Here is a 16,679-nt window from a genome sequence, read left to right as displayed (position 1 = left end):
CTGGGCGGGCCTGTAAGCGTTTCTCAGGCGTCTTGCACGCCGGTGGCTCGTTTTCAGCGCCTGCAAAGGATGTGAGCACCTCGGCGATTGTGGTAATATCCGGCGGTTATCGGGGACACTGATTGTAGTCGCCCACGCTGCGTAGATTCATGGCATAACTCGTTGATTTGTCGTAAGTCGCTGCCCTGCACATGCTGGCAGCGGCGAGCTTCGTATACCCCGAATGGGTTTGCGAGGTTTCACCAGAAAAAGGAATCAGGCTTCTCATGGGCGAACTGGCCAAAGAAATCCTCCCGGTCAATATCGAAGACGAGCTGAAGCAGTCCTACCTCGACTACGCGATGAGCGTAATCGTCGGTCGGGCACTGCCCGATGCACGCGACGGCTTGAAGCCCGTGCACCGGCGCGTGTTGTTCGCAATGAGCGAGCTGGGTAACGACTGGAACAAGCCGTACAAGAAATCCGCCCGTGTGGTTGGTGACGTGATCGGTAAGTATCACCCGCACGGCGATACAGCCGTGTACGACACCATCGTTCGTATGGCTCAGCCATTCTCGCTGCGCTATCTGCTGGTAGACGGTCAGGGCAACTTCGGTTCGGTCGACGGCGATAACGCTGCGGCCATGCGATACACCGAAGTGCGCATGACCAAGCTGGCGCACGAGCTGCTGGCCGACCTGCACAAGGAAACCGTGGACTGGGTGCCGAACTACGACGGCACCGAAATGATCCCCGCGGTCATGCCGACCCGTATTCCCAACCTGCTGGTCAACGGCTCCAGCGGTATTGCTGTGGGCATGGCGACCAACATTCCGCCGCACAACCTCGGTGAAGTCATCGACGGTTGCCTGGCACTGATCGACAACCCAGAGTTGACGGTCGACGAACTGATGCAGTACATCCCCGGCCCGGATTTCCCGACAGCGGCGATCATCAACGGCCGTGCGGGCATCATCGAAGCCTATCGCACGGGTCGTGGACGCATTTACATGCGTGCCCGCTCCATCGTCGAAGACATCGACAAGGTTGGCGGTCGTCAGCAGATCGTCATCACCGAGCTGCCTTACCAGCTGAACAAGGCACGTCTTATCGAGAAGATCGCCGAGCTGGTCAAGGAAAAGAAACTCGAAGGCATTACCGAGCTGCGCGACGAGTCCGACAAGGACGGTATGCGCGTGGTTATCGAGCTGCGTCGTGGCGAAGTGCCGGAGGTTGTTCTCAACAATCTTTATGCCCAGACCCAGCTGCAAAGCGTTTTCGGTATCAACATCGTTGCCCTGATTGACGGCCGTCCACGCATCCTTAACCTCAAGGACTTGCTGGAAGCCTTTGTTCGTCACCGTCGCGAAGTGGTTACCCGCCGTACCGTATTCGAACTGCGCAAGGCCCGCGAGCGTGGCCATATCCTTGAAGGCCAGGCTGTTGCGCTGTCCAACATCGACCCGGTCATCGCCCTCATCAAGGCCTCTCCGACACCTGCAGAAGCCAAGGAAGCGCTGATCAAGACGCCTTGGGAATCGAGCGCAGTGGTCGAAATGGTCGAGCGTGCCGGTGCCGATTCGTGCCGCCCCGAGAACCTCGATCCGCAATACGGCCTGCGTGAAGGCAAGTATTTCCTGTCGCCGGAACAGGCTCAGGCCATTCTGGAACTGCGTCTGCATCGCCTGACCGGCCTGGAACACGAGAAGCTGCTGGGCGAGTACCAGGAAATCCTCAACCAGATCGGCGAGCTGATCCGCATCCTCAACAGCGCAACGCGCCTGATGGAAGTGATCCGCGAAGAGCTGGAAGTGATCCGCTCCGAGTACGGCGACGCCCGTCGTACCGAAATTCTCGATGCACGTCTGGACCTGACCCTGGGTGACCTGATCACCGAAGAAGAGCGCGTGGTCACCATCTCCCATGGCGGCTATGCCAAGACCCAGCCATTGGCGGTCTATCAGGCTCAGCGTCGTGGCGGCAAGGGCAAGTCGGCCACCGGCATCAAGGATGAGGACTACATTGCTCACCTGCTGGTCGCCAACAGCCACACCACGCTGCTGATGTTCTCCAGCAAGGGCAAGGTGTACTGGCTCAAGACCTACGAGATCCCGGAGGCCTCCCGCGCTGCCCGTGGGCGTCCGTTGGTCAACCTGTTGCCGCTGAGCGACGGCGAATACATCACCACCATGCTGCCGGTCGACCTCGAAGCGATGCGCAAGCGTGCCGACGAAGAAGGCGAAGCCCTTGAAGGCGAGCTGGACGACGCGGAAAACAGCAGCGAGACCGAAGAAGAGCGCAAGGCCCGTATCAAGGCTGCCGACAAGAAGAAGGCTCCGTTCATCTTCATGTCCACCGCCAACGGTACTGTCAAGAAGACCCCGCTGGTTGCATTCAGCCGTCAGCGCAGCTCGGGCCTTATCGCCCTTGAGCTGGACGAGGGCGACATCCTGATCTCTGCGGCCATTACCGATGGCGAGCAGGAAATCATGCTGTTCTCCGACGGTGGCAAGGTGACCCGTTTCAAGGAATCCGACGTGCGCGCCATGGGCCGTACCGCTCGCGGTGTTCGTGGCATGCGTCTGCCAGAAGGGCAAAAGCTGATTTCGATGCTGATCCCGGAAGAAGGCAGCCAGATTCTGACTGCTTCCGAGCGCGGCTACGGCAAGCGTACGGCCATTTCCGAGTTCCCTGAGTACAAGCGTGGCGGTCAGGGCGTCATCGCCATGGTCAGCAACGAGCGTAACGGCCGTCTGGTCGGCGCGGTTCAGGTGCTTGATGGCGAAGAAATCATGCTGATTTCCGATCAGGGCACGCTGGTGCGTACCCGGGTCGGCGAAGTGTCCAGTCTGGGCCGTAACACCCAGGGCGTTACCCTGATCAAGCTGGCCAGCGACGAGAAGCTGGTCGGTCTGGAGCGTGTTCAGGAGCCGTCGGAAGTCGAAGGCGAAGAGCTTGAAGGCGAAGAGGTTATCGACGGCGTGATCGTCGATGCCGCTGAAGCTGAAGTGGACGATGCCGGTGAAGACCTGCAGGCGGACGCTGCGCCAGATGAAGACGAACCGCAGAACTGAGCTGTAACGTAAATCAGGTAAGGGCTGGCTCGTCTGTGAGTGCATGTGCATTCCAGGCAAGTCCAGCCCTTGCAACATTCGGCCAGCCCTGCAGCCGGATCAGAATTTCAGCAAGGAGCTGCCAGTCGCTGCGGCGTCTGTCTGCTCGTGGCAAGCAACCAGAAACAAGCGCGTACAGACCCAACGTATTTGACGAGAGTGGATATGAGCAAGCGAGCCTTTAACTTCTGCGCAGGTCCTGCTGCGCTTCCTGAAGCTGTTCTGCTGCGTGCCCAGGCGGAACTCCTCGACTGGCACGGCAAAGGCCTTTCCGTCATGGAAATGAGCCACCGCAGTGACGAGTTCGTCTCCATTGCCACCAAGGCCGAGCAGGATCTGCGCGATCTGCTGTCCATCCCCTCCAATTACAAAGTGCTGTTCCTGCAAGGCGGCGCGAGCCAGCAGTTCGCCCAGATTGCGCTGAACCTGCTGCCGGAAAACGGCAAGGCCGACTACATCGATACCGGCATCTGGTCGCAGAAGGCTATCGACGAGGCATCGCGCTATGGCACGGTCAACGTCGCCGCCAGCGCCAAGCCTTACGATTACTTTGCCATTCCCGGTCAGAACGAGTGGAAGCTGTCCAAGGATGCTGCCTACGTTCACTACGCGCCAAACGAAACCATTGGTGGTCTGGAATTCAACTGGATTCCCGAAACCGGCGACGTGCCGCTGGTTGCCGACATGTCTTCGGACATCCTCTCGCGCCCGGTGGACATCTCGCGTTTCGGCATGATCTACGCTGGCGCCCAGAAGAACATCGGCCCCAGCGGCATCGTGGTGGTGATCATTCGCGAAGACCTGCTGGGTCGCGCGCGCTCGCTGTGCCCGACCATGCTCGACTACAAGGTCGCTGCCGACAACGGCTCGATGTACAACACGCCGCCGACTCTCGCCTGGTACCTGTCGGGGCTGGTCTTCGAATGGCTCAAGGAGCAGGGCGGTGTCGAGGCAATCGGCAAGCGCAACGAAATCAAACAGCGCACGCTCTATGACTTCATTGACGCCAGCGAGCTGTACAGCAACCCGATCAACAAGCCCGATCGCTCGTGGATGAACGTGCCGTTCCGTCTGGCTGACGATCGTCTCGACAAGCCGTTCCTGGCCGGTGCCGATGCAAACGGTCTGCTCAACCTCAAGGGCCATCGCTCGGTGGGCGGCATGCGTGCATCCATCTACAACGCAATCGATATCAACGCCATCAACGCGTTGGTGGCCTACATGAAAGACTTCGAGAAGGAGCACGGCTGATGTCCGAGCAAGAACTCAAGGCGCTTCGCGTCCGTATCGACAGCCTCGATGAAAAGGTTCTGGAACTGATCAGCGAGCGTGCCCGCTGTGCCCAGGAAGTGGCCAGGGTCAAGATGTCCTCGCTGGCGGAAGGCGAAGTGCCTGTGTTCTACCGTCCGGAGCGCGAAGCTGCGGTGCTCAGGCGAGTCATGGACCGCAATCGTGGTCCGTTGAGCAACGAAGAGATGGCGCGGCTGTTCCGCGAAATCATGTCTTCCTGCCTCGCGCTTGAACAGCCGCTCAAGGTCGCCTATCTCGGCCCTGAGGGTACGTTTACCCAGGCCGCCGCGATGAAGCATTTCGGGCATGCAGTCATCAGTCTGCCGATGGCTGCGATTGACGAAGTGTTTCGTGAAGTGGTTGCCGGTGCCGTGAATTTTGGCGTGGTCCCGGTGGAAAACTCCACCGAAGGTGCGGTCAACCACACGCTCGACAGCTTTCTTGAACACGACATGGTCATCTGTGGCGAAGTCGAGCTGCGTATCCACCACCATTTGCTGGTGGGCGAAAGCACCAAGACGCAAAGCATCACGCGCATCTATTCCCACGCTCAGTCGCTGGCCCAGTGCCGCAAATGGCTGGATGCCCATTACCCGAATGTCGAGCGCGTCGCCGTTGCCAGCAACGCCGAAGCCGCCAAGCGGGTCAAGGGCGAGTGGAACTCGGCGGCCATCGCTGGCGATATGGCAGCAGGTCTGTATGGTCTGACGCGTCTTGCAGAAAAGATCGAAGATCGCCCGGACAACTCCACGCGCTTCCTCATCATCGGCAATCAGGAAGTGCCGCCGACCGGCGATGACAAGACCTCGATCATTGTGTCGATGAGCAACAAGCCGGGTGCGCTGCACGAGCTGCTGGTGCCGTTTCACGAGAGCGGTCTGGACCTGACACGCATCGAAACCCGCCCGTCGCGCAGTGGCAAGTGGACCTACGTGTTTTTCATCGACTTCGTCGGCCATCACCAGGACCCGCTGGTCAAGGCCGTGCTGGAAAAAATCAGCAGTGAAGCCGTTGCCTTGAAGGTGCTGGGTTCCTACCCGAAAGCGGTTCTTTGAGGGCGTTGTACATGATCCGTTTGTTTGTTGTCTTGTCGGGCTGTCAGGTGTGTTCGCGTGGTTGATGTAATTTCGGAACAAGCGGCCCGGCCGTTGATCGGTCGTCTGGTGGTCGTGGGGCTTGGGCTGATCGGCGGCTCCTTCGCCAAGGGCGTGCGCGAAAGCGGCCTGTGCCGCGAAGTCGTCGGCGTCGATCTTGATCCGCAGTCGCGAAAGCTGGCAGTCGAATTGGGCGTTGTGGATCGCTGTGAAGCCGATCTTGCCGTGGCCTGTCGTGGCGCCGACGTGATTCAGTTGGCGGTGCCGATTCTGGCTATGGAAAAGCTCCTGGCGCTGCTTGCACCGCTGGATCTGGGTGACGCAATTCTCACCGATGTTGGCAGCGCCAAAGGCAATGTGGTCAGCGCTGCACGCCAGGCATTCGGCCATATGCCGTCACGTTTTGTGCCTGGGCATCCGATTGCCGGGTCCGAGCAGAGTGGCGTTGAAGCGTCCAATGCGGCGCTGTTCAGGCGTCATAAGGTCATTCTGACCCCGCTGGCTGAGACCGATCCTCAAGCGGTGACGATTGTCGACCGGCTGTGGTCTGCCTTGGGTGCCGATGTCGAGCACATGCAGGTCGAGCGTCACGATGAGGTGTTGGCTGCAACCAGCCACCTGCCACATTTGCTGGCATTCGGTCTGGTCGACTCACTGGCCAAGCGTAATGAAAACCTCGACATATTCAGGTATGCCGCTGGCGGCTTCCGTGATTTCACGCGTATCGCAGGCAGCGATCCGACCATGTGGCACGATATCTTCATGGCCAATCGGCAAGCAGTACTGCGCACGCTGGACAGCTTTCGTACGGATCTCGATGCCTTGCGCGACGCGGTAGATGCAGGCGACGGCGCACAACTGATGGACGTGTTCACACGCGCTCGCGCAGCCAGGAAGCACTTCGGCAGAATTCTGGCCAGTCGTGCCCGGGTCGATACAGCGTCTGGCGACCATCGTGAGGTTCGCGGCGGGCCTGCGGATGGCGTGAGCCACCACATCAAAGGGCCGGTGGATGTCATGTCTGCGGTGCTGTTCATGGTGGCGACGTCGATCAGCGAAGGGTGCGACTTGCTGCTCGAGGACGTTCCGGTCAGTTCCCCTTGTGAGGGGGCGATCGATATCCTGCGCCTGATGGGCGGCGATATCGTGCTGCAAAATGTCCGCAAACTGGCGAGCGGGACGCTCGCAGACCTGCATGTCCGCTCCGCCCGGCTGAAAGGGGCTGATATTCCTGAAGCGCTGGTGCCGTTGGCGATCAATACATTTCCGGTGCTGCTTGTTGCCGCAGCGTGTGCAGAAGGGCGTACCATTCTGCGCGGCGCACAGGCGCTGCAAGCCGACGAGTCAGAGTGCGTCAGGCTGATGGCCGATGGTCTGCTGGCTCTGGGTATCGAGGCCGAGCCAGTGCTGGATGGCATTATTATCGAAGGCGGTGTGCCGGGTGGCGGCGAGGTTGATGCTCGCAGCGATCAGCGTATCGTCATGGCGTTTCGCGTTGCATCGTTGAGGGCTTCGGCGCCCATCCGTATTCAAGCGTGCGCGGATGCCGCCGCATCGTTTCCCCATTTTCTGGCGCTGTGCGCTCAAGTTGGCATGCGTGTAGCGCAAGAGGACAAAAAGTGAAAATCAAAGCTCCCGTTATCACCATCGACGGACCCAGCGGTTCCGGAAAGGGCACTGTAGCCGGATTGCTGGCCAGAAAACTCGGCTGGTGCCTGCTTGATTCCGGTGCCTTGTATCGCCTGCTGGCTTTTGCCGCGCGCAATCATGGCGTCGACCTGACCAATGAAGAAGCGCTCAAGCTTCTGGCCGCTCATCTGGATGTCCAGTTCGAAGCGACTGCGGCCGGGCAGGGGCAGCGCATCATTCTGGAAGGCGAGGATGTCACCCACGCCATTCGCAACGAGCAGGTAGGCAGCGGCGCGTCGCAGGTGGCTTCGCTGCCGGCGGTGCGCGACGCCTTGCTGTTGCGCCAGCGCGCTTTTCAGGAGGAGCCGGGCCTTGTTGCGGATGGTCGCGACATGGGCACCGTGGTGTTCCCGGATGCGCCACTGAAGATTTTCCTCACTGCCAGTGCCGAGGAGCGTGCGCGTCGACGTTACTTGCAGTTGAAGGCCAAGGGCGATGATGTTAGTCTGTCGAGTCTGCTAGATGAGATATGTGCACGCGACGAGCGTGACACCCAGCGAGCGGTAGCCCCGCTGAAGCCGGCGCACGACGCCATACAGCTGGATTCCACTGAATTGTCCATCGAGCAGGTGCTGGAACGCATTCTGAGCGAAATCGCGCTTCGCGGTATCGCCGGATGACGAAGAAGCGTGTGGGAGACCAGTCATAGTCCCGCAGGCTTTCTTTTACTTGAACGAAACCCACGTTGTCTGGAGCGTGGCAGATGGGCGTATTCTTCGCCCTTGATCAACAGGAATTAAAATGAGCGAAAGCTTTGCAGAACTTTTTGAAGAAAGCCTAAAGACCCTCAACCTTCAGGCTGGTTCGATCATCACCGCTATCATCGTTGATATCGACTACCAGGCAGGTTGGGTTACGGTTCACGCCGGTCTGAAATCTGAAGGCCTCATCCCGCTGGAACAGTTCCACAACGACGCTGGCGAGCTGACCATCAAGATCGGCGATGAAGTTCACGTTGCGCTGGACGCGGTCGAAGATGGCTTTGGCGAAACCAAGCTGTCCCGCGAAAAAGCCAAGCGTGCCGAGTGCTGGATCGTTCTGGAAGCGGCTTTCGCAGCTGAAGAAGTGGTCAAGGGCGTTATCAACGGTAAGGTTAAAGGCGGCTTCACTGTCGACGTTAACGGCATCCGTGCGTTCCTGCCTGGTTCTCTGGTTGACGTCCGCCCTGTGCGTGACACGACTCACCTGGAAGGCAAAGAGCTCGAGTTCAAGGTCATCAAGCTGGACCAGAAGCGTAACAACGTTGTCGTTTCCCGTCGCAGTGTTCTGGAAGCCGAGAACAGTGCCGAGCGCGAAGCTCTGCTCGAGTCCCTGCAGGAAGGTCAACAGGTCAAGGGTATCGTCAAGAACCTCACCGATTACGGCGCATTCGTCGATCTGGGTGGCGTCGATGGCCTGCTGCACATCACCGACATGGCCTGGAAGCGCATCAAGCATCCATCGGAAATCGTCAACGTTGGCGATGAGATCGATGTAAAGGTCCTGAAGTACGATCGCGAGCGCAATCGTGTTTCCCTGGGTCTGAAGCAACTGGGTGAAGATCCATGGGTTGCTATCAAGGCTCGCTACCCGGAAAGCACCCGCGTTACCGCGCGTGTTACCAACCTGACCGACTACGGCTGCTTCGCAGAGCTGGAAGAAGGCGTGGAAGGCCTGGTACACGTTTCCGAAATGGACTGGACCAACAAGAACATCCACCCTTCGAAAGTCGTTCAGGTTGGCGACGAAGTGGAAGTCATGGTTCTGGACATCGACGAAGAGCGTCGTCGTATCTCCCTCGGCATCAAACAGTGCAAATCCAACCCATGGGAAGATTTCTCTGGCCAGTTCAACAAGGGCGATAAAATCTCCGGCACCATCAAGTCGATCACCGATTTCGGTATCTTCATTGGTCTGGACGGCGGCATCGACGGCCTGGTTCACCTGTCCGACATCTCCTGGAACGAAGTGGGCGAAGAAGCCGTACGTCGCTTCAAGAAGGGCGACGAGCTCGACACCGTGATCCTGTCTGTTGATCCTGAGCGTGAGCGCATCTCGCTGGGTATCAAGCAGCTGGAAAGCGATCCGTTCTCCGAGTACGTCACTGTCAATGACAAGGGCGCTATCGTTCGCGGTATCGTTAAAGAAGTTGACGCCAAAGGCGCCATCATCACCCTGGCCGACGACATCGAAGCGACCCTCAAAGCCTCCGAAATCAGCCGTGACCGCGTTGAAGACGCGCGTAACGTTCTGAAAGAAGGCGAAGAGATCGAAGCCAAGATCATCAGCGTTGACCGCAAGAGCCGCGTAATCAGCTTGTCCATCAAGTCGAAAGATGTTGAAGACGAGAAAGAAGCCATTCAGAGCCTGCGTAGCAAGCCTGAAGTCGCTGAAAGCACTGGTCCTACCACCATTGGTGACCTGCTGCGCGCGCAAATGGAAAAACAGAACTAAGTTCTGCTTGACCACAAAAAGGACGACTTCGGTCGTCCTTTTTTATTTCTGCTGCTAAGGCCTTACAGGCTCTTGTTTCAGGAATGTCTGCACAGGCACTGCCCAGGCTGCCAAATGTCCTCAGTGGCCTCTCAGGCCGTCTCTATTCTTCGAATGCTTCAGCTCCCTTCCGATACGTCTCGCCTGTAATGTGGGTGTAATCTTTTCATGCCTGGTAGACAGTATTGAACATAAGTCAATAGATGGGCTGTTCAAATTCATCCGGTCATGCTAAAACCTTCCAAGCGCTGATCTAGCTGCTTGAAAAAGAAGGGAAAAATATGACGAAGTCGGAGTTGATCGAACGAATTGTCACCCATCAAGGGCTGCTCTCATCCAAGGATGTCGAGCTGGCCATCAAGACCATGCTTGAACAAATGTCCCAGTGCCTGGCGACCGGTGACCGAATCGAAATTCGGGGTTTTGGCAGCTTTTCACTGCATTACCGTGCACCGCGAGTAGGGCGCAACCCGAAGACCGGCCAGTCGGTTAGTCTCGACGGCAAGTTTGTCCCGCATTTCAAACCAGGCAAAGAGCTGCGGGATCGGGTCAATGAGGATGAAGAAGAGGGCTTTTGAAGCCATTTACCACAGGATCACCAGATGCGTATCTTCAAACGAGTCATTTTGATCGTCGCCGTGTTGCTTGCTGTTTTGGCAACAACCGTGTTCGTGCTTGAAAACAGGCAATCTGTCGCGGTAACTTTTTTCGGCTGGTCAGCGCCTCAGCTTCCGTTGGCATTGCCAGTTGTCCTGGCTCTGCTGCTGGGCATGGTTATCGGTCCGGTGCTGACATGGATATCCAGTCTTCGCAAAAAACGTACGCCTTCCCCTCGCTCCGTTTGAGCAGCGCTGATCAGGCTTCGCCGAATGCATTTCTGGCGACGTAATATGCGTATTCTCCACGCCCTTGCACCCCATCGAATGGCATGCGGCGTTTCGAGGCTGGCGTTTGCTTCACGCTTATCGTCGGTATTCTTCAAAAAATCGGGCTTATAATTCTGTCAGTTTATTCTTCTGTTGTACGAAGAGTAGTTACTTTAGTGTGTAGGATTAATCTCTTTTTTAATTCAGGTGCCCATTCTAAAGGGGTAGCCGGTTATCTTCTTTAGCAGCGCCGATTGCTGCTGTCCTGACAGCTTTGTGTCAAGTCTTGAAAATAAGCCTTTCACGTGCAGAATGCGCCGAAACTTACTGTTCAGATCCGATGCCGGATGTTGCAAACATCAAGTACAGGCTGGCAAGAAAAGGTAACTGCATGTCTTATCCGGAAATCATTCATCACGGTGCTGTCGATACGGTAACCGGTTCCTGTCATCAATTGTGTATGGACGCCTCGAGCAACCTGTTGATCGACTGCGGCTCGGTGCAGGAGCGCGGTGAGCGTGCCGCCTCATTCGGGTTCGACCCAGAGACTATCAGGGCGCTGCTGGTCACCCATGTGCACAATGACCATGTCGGGCGTATCCCCGAGTTGCTGGCCTCTGGCTACAAGGGACCCATACTGTGCAGCGAGCCCAGCGCCCATCTGCTGCCACTGGTCATGGAAGATATCCTGAAGATCGAGTTTGCGCATGACCCCGAACAAATACAGCGTTACCTGGAGCTCATCAACAAGAGAATCATCGCGCTGCCATTCGATAACTGGTTCAGTCTGGTCGAACACGAAACATTGCACTGCCGGGTTCGTCTGCAGCGTGCCGGACATATACTCGGTTCTGCCTATATCGAGTGCGATCTGCACTACCCTGCGCAAGGGCGTTCCCTGCGTGTAGTGTTCTCCGGTGATCTCGGCGCAAGTCACACACCGTTTCTGCCAGCCCCCAAGCCCCCGGAACGCGCGGATGTTCTGATTCTGGAAAGCACTTACGGTGATCGCCTTCACGAGGATCGCAGCATTCGCCAGCAGGCACTTGAGCAGATCATAGACAAGGCACTCGAAGATAACGGCACGGTTCTGATACCGGCGTTCAGCATCGGTCGTACTCAGGAATTGCTCTACGAGCTGGAGGATATTCTGCGGCGCAAAATGCCGTCGAATCATTCTGCTGAAAACAGTGTGCTCCCGTCTGGAGGTGAAATACCGCCTGCCGATTGGTCGAGGTTGCCGATCATTCTTGACTCGCCTCTGGCGAGCCGGTTCACGAAGGTCTATCAGGCATTCGAAGACTATTGGGATGAGGATGCCCGGCTAAGACTCGATGTCGGCAGAAAACCGCTGGGCTTCGAGCAACTGATCACTGTCGATACGCATGAGGAGCACCTGCGTACCGTCAACTACCTGACCAGCACTGCGCGTCCGGCCATCGTGATTGCCGGCAACGGCATGTGCGCCGGAGGCAGAATTGTCAATTACCTGAAAGCCATGCTGGGCGACGCCAGGCATAACGTGGTGTTTGTGGGCTATCAGGGCAAGGGCACATCTGGTGCAGCCATTCAGTTGCACGGTCCGTTGGGCGGCTATGTCGAACTGGATCGTGAACGCTTTGATATTCACGCAGGGGTTCATACCGCCAAAGGCTATTCTGCTCATGCTGATCAGGCCGGACTCGTCGGTTTCGTCACGGGCATGAAAGAGTGGCCTGTGCAGATTCGATTGGTGCACGGCGAGGCAACTGCGAAAAAGGTGCTGGGGAATATTCTGGGTCGTAAATACGCGCTTGAAAAAAGAACGGTAGAGCTGCTTATTCCTTGATAGGCGAGCGCGCTAGTTATCAGTTGAAGGCGTAATTGAATTTTCAAGGTGTGCACCTGGCCCTGGTTAATGTAAATCACCTACGTCCCATACGGGAGGACCGAGGGTCACTGATGCAGGCATTTATACAGTTGATTCAGGTGCACTGCCGAAAAGGGTTTTTTACGCTGACGGGAAAGTTATAAAATGGATTGAAGATATTTTCAGTTGTCAAAAAGCGTCACATACGGAATATTTGGCCAATTTTGAAGGGCGTTCTTGCATGAGCGGTGATGTTGCATTGGTTGCAATAACAGGTGCGACAGGTTTCGTGGGCAGTGCTGTTGTGCGCCGATTGATCGAGCGCACCGGTCATTCTGTTCGGGTTGCGGTGCGGGGTGCCTATGCCTGCTCTTCAGAACGCATCAAGGTTGTCAGCGCACAGTCGCTGGCTCCGGATAACCAGTGGTCTGATCTTGTAACCGGGGCGCATGTGGTTATTCATTGTGCTGCCCGGGTCCATGTACTCAACGAGACCGCTGATGAGCCGGATCAGGAATACTTTCGCGCCAATGTCACTGCGACGCTGAATCTTGCCGAGCAAGCCGCAGCGGCGGGGGTCAGGCGCTTTATCTTCCTCAGCTCCATCAAGGCCAACGGCGAGTTTACCCATCCCGGTGCGCCGTTCAGAGCCGACGATCCATGTAATCCACTGGATGCTTATGGCGTTTCCAAGCAGAAAGCCGAGGAGGGGTTACGCGAGCTGTCTGCCCGAACCGGTATGCAGGTTGTGATCATTCGCCCGGTTCTGGTCTACGGCCCGGGAGTCAAGGCCAACTTCAAGAGCATGATGCGCTGGCTCGACAAAGGGCTGCCGCTTCCGCTCGGGTCCATCAATAATCGTCGAAGCCTGGTGGCGGTGGATAATCTGGCTGATCTGGTCATGGTCTGCATCGATCATCCTGCAGCAGCTGACCAGACATTTCTGGTCAGTGACGCGGATGACCTGTCCACAGCCCGGCTTTTGCGTGAAATGGGCAAGGCCCTTGGAAAACCGGCCCGCTTGCTGCCGGTGCCTGAAGCGCTGTTGAAAAGCGCTGCAGCATTGCTTGGCAAGAAAGCCTTCTCACAACGGTTATGCAGCTCGCTGCAGGTCGACATCAGTAAAACCTGTACGATGCTGGACTGGCATCCACCTGTGAGTATTGAACACGCCATGCAGGATACTGCTCGATATTATCTGGAACACGACAAGCATGATTGAGTGGCTGTCAGTAATTGCTATTGCCTTTGTGTCTCTGCTTTTAACGGCGTTGCTGCGCAAGTATGCCCTCGCCAGAAGTTTGATCGATATTCCAAATGCCCGCAGCTCACATTCCATACCTACACCCAGGGGCGGCGGCGTTTCCATCGTCGTTGCCTTTGTCATTGCGATGGCAATTCTGGCCTGGGTGGGGCATCTGTCTGCATCGGTTTTTTTCGCAGTTGTTGGCTCGGGGGGACTGGTCGCCGTGATCGGTTTCATGGACGATCATGGGCATATCGCTGCACGATGGCGCCTGCTGGGGCATTTTCTTGCCGCTGCCTGGGCCTTGTTCTGGCTCGACGGGCTCGCTCCGGTTGACATCCTGGGGTGGACATTCACCCCCGGTGCTGTCGGCCAGGTACTCGCAGCGTTCTACCTGGTATGGATGTTGAATCTTTATAACTTCATGGACGGCATCGACGGTATCGCCGGTATCGAGGCAGTTACGGTGTGTCTGGGCATGAGCATCATTTATGCGCTGGGTGATTATGTCGGGCTGTCGTGGGAGGTGCTTCTGCTTGCCGCTGCCGTTGCCGGTTTCCTTTACTGGAATTTTCCGCCGGCGAAGATATTCATGGGCGATGCAGGCAGCGGATTTCTCGGAATTGTGCTCGGTGTGCTATCCATTCAGGGTTCCTGGGCCTCGCCTCAGTTACTCTGGTGCTGGCTGATTCTGCTGGGTGTGTTTATTGTCGACGCCACGGTAACGCTTGTCCGGCGTCTGTTGCGCAGAGAAAAGCTCTACGAGGCCCATCGCAGCCATGCGTATCAGTTCGCGTCACGTCATTACGGCAGGCATTCGCCGGTCACACTGACTGTGGGGCTGATCAATCTGGTCTGGCTGCTACCTATAGCGATGTGGGTGGCGTTGGGCGATGGCGAAGGGCTGATATGGACGGTAATTGCTTACGTCCCCCTTGTATTACTGGCGCTCAGGTTCCGCGCCGGTGAGGCGGAAATCGGGTAACGAAGCGGTTTTCTGGTTGTCTCAGACTCGCGGTTGTTTCACAAATACCGGTTTGAGGTGATATTTCAACCGGTAGCATAACGGAGCATTAAACAATTGATGAGCAGGTTGCGGGCCAGTTTGCTGGCCCTACCACGCCGCAAAAAGCGAATAATTCAGGTAGCTGCTGACGTTGTTCTCGTCTGGCTCGCCCTGTGGATGTCGTTTCTCGTGCGGTTGGGAATTGATGAGTTGATCAATCCTCTGGAGAAACATACCTGGCTGTTCATCAGTGCACCGCTTGCAGCTATTCCACTGTTCATTCGTTTTGGCATGTACCGAGCGGTGATGCGCTATTTCGGCAACGACGCCCTGATTGCGATCATCAAGGCCGTCACGATGTCTTCGTTGATCCTCGGCTGCATGGTCTACGTTTACAGCAATCACCAGCAATTGGTCCCGCGCTCGGTCATCTTCAACTACTGGTGGCTGAGCATGGTGATGATCGGCGGCCTGCGGCTGGCCATGCGCCAGTATTTTCTCGGCGACTGGTTCGCGGCAGCGCAACACGTCCCCTTTGCCAAGAGCGACAATGGTCTGCAGAAAGTCGCCATTTACGGCGCGGGCGCGGCAGGAAACCAGTTGGTTGCTGCCTTGCGCATGGGACGTCTGATGCATCCGGTGGCGTTCATTGATGATGACGAATCGATTTCCAATCGGGTGATTTCCGGCCTGCAGGTCTACAAACCCCGAAATATCCAGCGAATGATAGATTCCACCGGTGCTCAGGAAATCCTGTTGGCGATCCCGTCTTCATCGCGCGGGCGTCGCCGGGAAATTCTGGGCTTTCTGGAAGGCTTTCCGTTGCACGTACGAAGCGTTCCCGGCTTCATGGACCTTGCCGCCGGCAGGGTCAAGGTAGACGACCTTCAGGAAGTCGATATCGCTGACCTTCTGGGGCGCGACGCGGTACCGGCCCGAGACAACCTGCTAGAGCACTGCATCAAGGGCAAAACGGTGCTGGTAACCGGGGCAGGTGGCTCGATCGGCTCAGAACTGTGCCGACAGATATTACTGTTGCAGCCCACCCAGTTGCTGTTGCTCGACCACAGCGAGTTCAACCTCTACAGCATTCTTACCGAACTTGAGCAGCGAGCGGCTCGCGAGTCTCTTTCGGTCAAGTTACTGCCCATACTCGGTTCGGCACGCAATCATCCCAAACTGCTGTCGATCATGAAAACCTGGAAGGTCGACACGGTCTATCACGCTGCAGCCTACAAGCACGTCCCGATGGTCGAGCACAATATTGCCGAGGGAGTCATCAATAACGTTGTCGGTACGCTCAATACCGCACAGGCGGCGTTGCAGGCGGGTGTTTCCAACTTCGTTCTGATCTCTACCGACAAGGCCGTGCGCCCGACCAACGTGATGGGCAGCACCAAGCGCCTTGCCGAACTGATACTGCAGGCGCTGAGCCGCGAGACCGCGCCGGTGATCTTCGGTGACAAGGCCAACGTTTATCAGGTCAACAAGACGCGTTTCACGATGGTTCGTTTCGGTAATGTGCTCGGGTCGTCCGGTTCGGTCATTCCGCTGTTTCACAAACAGATCCAGTCAGGCGGACCGTTGACGGTGACGCATCCCAAGATCACCCGTTACTTCATGACCATCCCCGAGGCCGCGCAATTGGTCATCCAGGCGGGTTCCATGGGGCATGGCGGGGATGTATTCGTTCTGGACATGGGCGAGCCGGTCAAGATTGTCGAACTGGCCGAGAAAATGATCCACCTGTCCGGTCTGTCCATTCGCTCCGAAAAAAACCCGCAGGGCGATATCTCCATCGAGTTCACCGGGTTGCGTCCCGGTGAAAAACTCTATGAAGAGCTATTGATCGGTGACAACGTCGTCGCCACCGAGCACCCGATGATCATGAGTGCGAATGAGGATTTCCTGCAGTGGGATGTCTTGAAGGGCCGTCTTGTAAAACTGCTGGATGCGGTGGACCGCGACGATTACAACAGCGTGCGTCAATTGCTGCGAGAAACCGTAAACGGGTATGCGCCGGAAGGTGAAATCGTTGACTGGATGTATCAGGAACGCAGCGGCGAACCGTGATT

At 57.0% G+C, this 16,679-nt stretch carries 12 protein-coding genes; all 12 read left to right on the top strand.

Annotated features, from left to right (window positions below; all coding sequences use genetic code 11):
* The first annotated feature begins 266 nt into the window (after positions 1-266).
* The 12 genes from gyrA to RYB09_RS17195 all read left to right on the top strand — a co-directional run bounded on the left by gyrA (position 267) and on the right by RYB09_RS17195 (position 16,677).
* Positions 267-3,053, top strand: coding sequence for a DNA gyrase subunit A (gene gyrA / locus RYB09_RS17250; RefSeq protein ID WP_058401271.1), 2,787 nt, complete (start codon positions 267-269; stop codon positions 3,051-3,053).
* 204 nt (positions 3,054-3,257) lie between these two features.
* Complete coding sequence (serC, locus tag RYB09_RS17245) at positions 3,258-4,343, top strand: 3-phosphoserine/phosphohydroxythreonine transaminase (protein WP_002554566.1); 1,086 nt, start codon at positions 3,258-3,260, stop codon at positions 4,341-4,343.
* Positions 4,343-5,437, top strand: coding sequence for a prephenate dehydratase (gene pheA, locus RYB09_RS17240; RefSeq protein ID WP_316889490.1), 1,095 nt, complete (start codon positions 4,343-4,345; stop codon positions 5,435-5,437). The genes serC and pheA overlap by 1 nt, the downstream gene beginning before the upstream one ends.
* A gap of 57 nt (positions 5,438-5,494) precedes the next feature.
* Complete coding sequence (locus RYB09_RS17235; RefSeq protein WP_316889488.1) at positions 5,495-7,099, top strand: prephenate dehydrogenase/arogenate dehydrogenase family protein; 1,605 nt, start codon at positions 5,495-5,497, stop codon at positions 7,097-7,099.
* A complete protein-coding gene (gene cmk / locus RYB09_RS17230; protein WP_002554563.1) occupies positions 7,096-7,785 on the top strand; it encodes a (d)CMP kinase in 690 nt (229 codons plus the stop codon). The genes RYB09_RS17235 and cmk overlap by 4 nt, the downstream gene beginning before the upstream one ends.
* A gap of 121 nt (positions 7,786-7,906) precedes the next feature.
* Positions 7,907-9,598 (top strand): 30S ribosomal protein S1, encoded by a 1,692-nt coding sequence (gene rpsA / locus RYB09_RS17225; protein WP_002554562.1) that lies wholly within the window; start codon positions 7,907-7,909, stop codon positions 9,596-9,598.
* A gap of 320 nt (positions 9,599-9,918) precedes the next feature.
* A complete protein-coding gene (ihfB, locus tag RYB09_RS17220) occupies positions 9,919-10,215 on the top strand; it encodes an integration host factor subunit beta (protein WP_002554561.1) in 297 nt (98 codons plus the stop codon).
* A gap of 24 nt (positions 10,216-10,239) precedes the next feature.
* Positions 10,240-10,482 (top strand): lipopolysaccharide assembly protein LapA domain-containing protein, encoded by a 243-nt coding sequence (locus RYB09_RS17215; RefSeq protein ID WP_002554560.1) that lies wholly within the window; start codon positions 10,240-10,242, stop codon positions 10,480-10,482.
* Positions 10,483-10,894: 412 nt separating this feature from the next.
* The gene (locus RYB09_RS17210; RefSeq protein WP_316889485.1) at positions 10,895-12,331 is read left to right on the top strand and encodes an MBL fold metallo-hydrolase; all 1,437 of its coding nucleotides are present in this window, start codon (positions 10,895-10,897) and stop codon (positions 12,329-12,331) included.
* Between the two features lie 262 nt (positions 12,332-12,593).
* Complete coding sequence (locus RYB09_RS17205) at positions 12,594-13,574, top strand: UDP-glucose 4-epimerase family protein (protein WP_058408394.1); 981 nt, start codon at positions 12,594-12,596, stop codon at positions 13,572-13,574.
* Positions 13,567-14,583, top strand: a complete 1,017-nt coding sequence (locus tag RYB09_RS17200; protein WP_058401275.1) for an MraY family glycosyltransferase — start codon at positions 13,567-13,569, stop codon at positions 14,581-14,583. Before RYB09_RS17205 ends, RYB09_RS17200 begins: the two co-directional genes overlap by 8 nt.
* Before the next feature lie 99 nt (positions 14,584-14,682).
* Positions 14,683-16,677, top strand: coding sequence for a nucleoside-diphosphate sugar epimerase/dehydratase (locus RYB09_RS17195; RefSeq protein WP_316889481.1), 1,995 nt, complete (start codon positions 14,683-14,685; stop codon positions 16,675-16,677).
* Positions 16,678-16,679: the final 2 nt, after the last annotated feature.

This window comes from Pseudomonas syringae group sp. J254-4 (genome assembly GCF_032586855.1).
Taxonomy (GTDB): Bacteria; Pseudomonadota; Gammaproteobacteria; order Pseudomonadales; family Pseudomonadaceae; genus Aquipseudomonas; species Aquipseudomonas amygdali.
The sequence above is the reverse complement of the archived record's forward strand: the minus strand, read 5'-3'. Positions and strand labels throughout refer to the sequence as shown.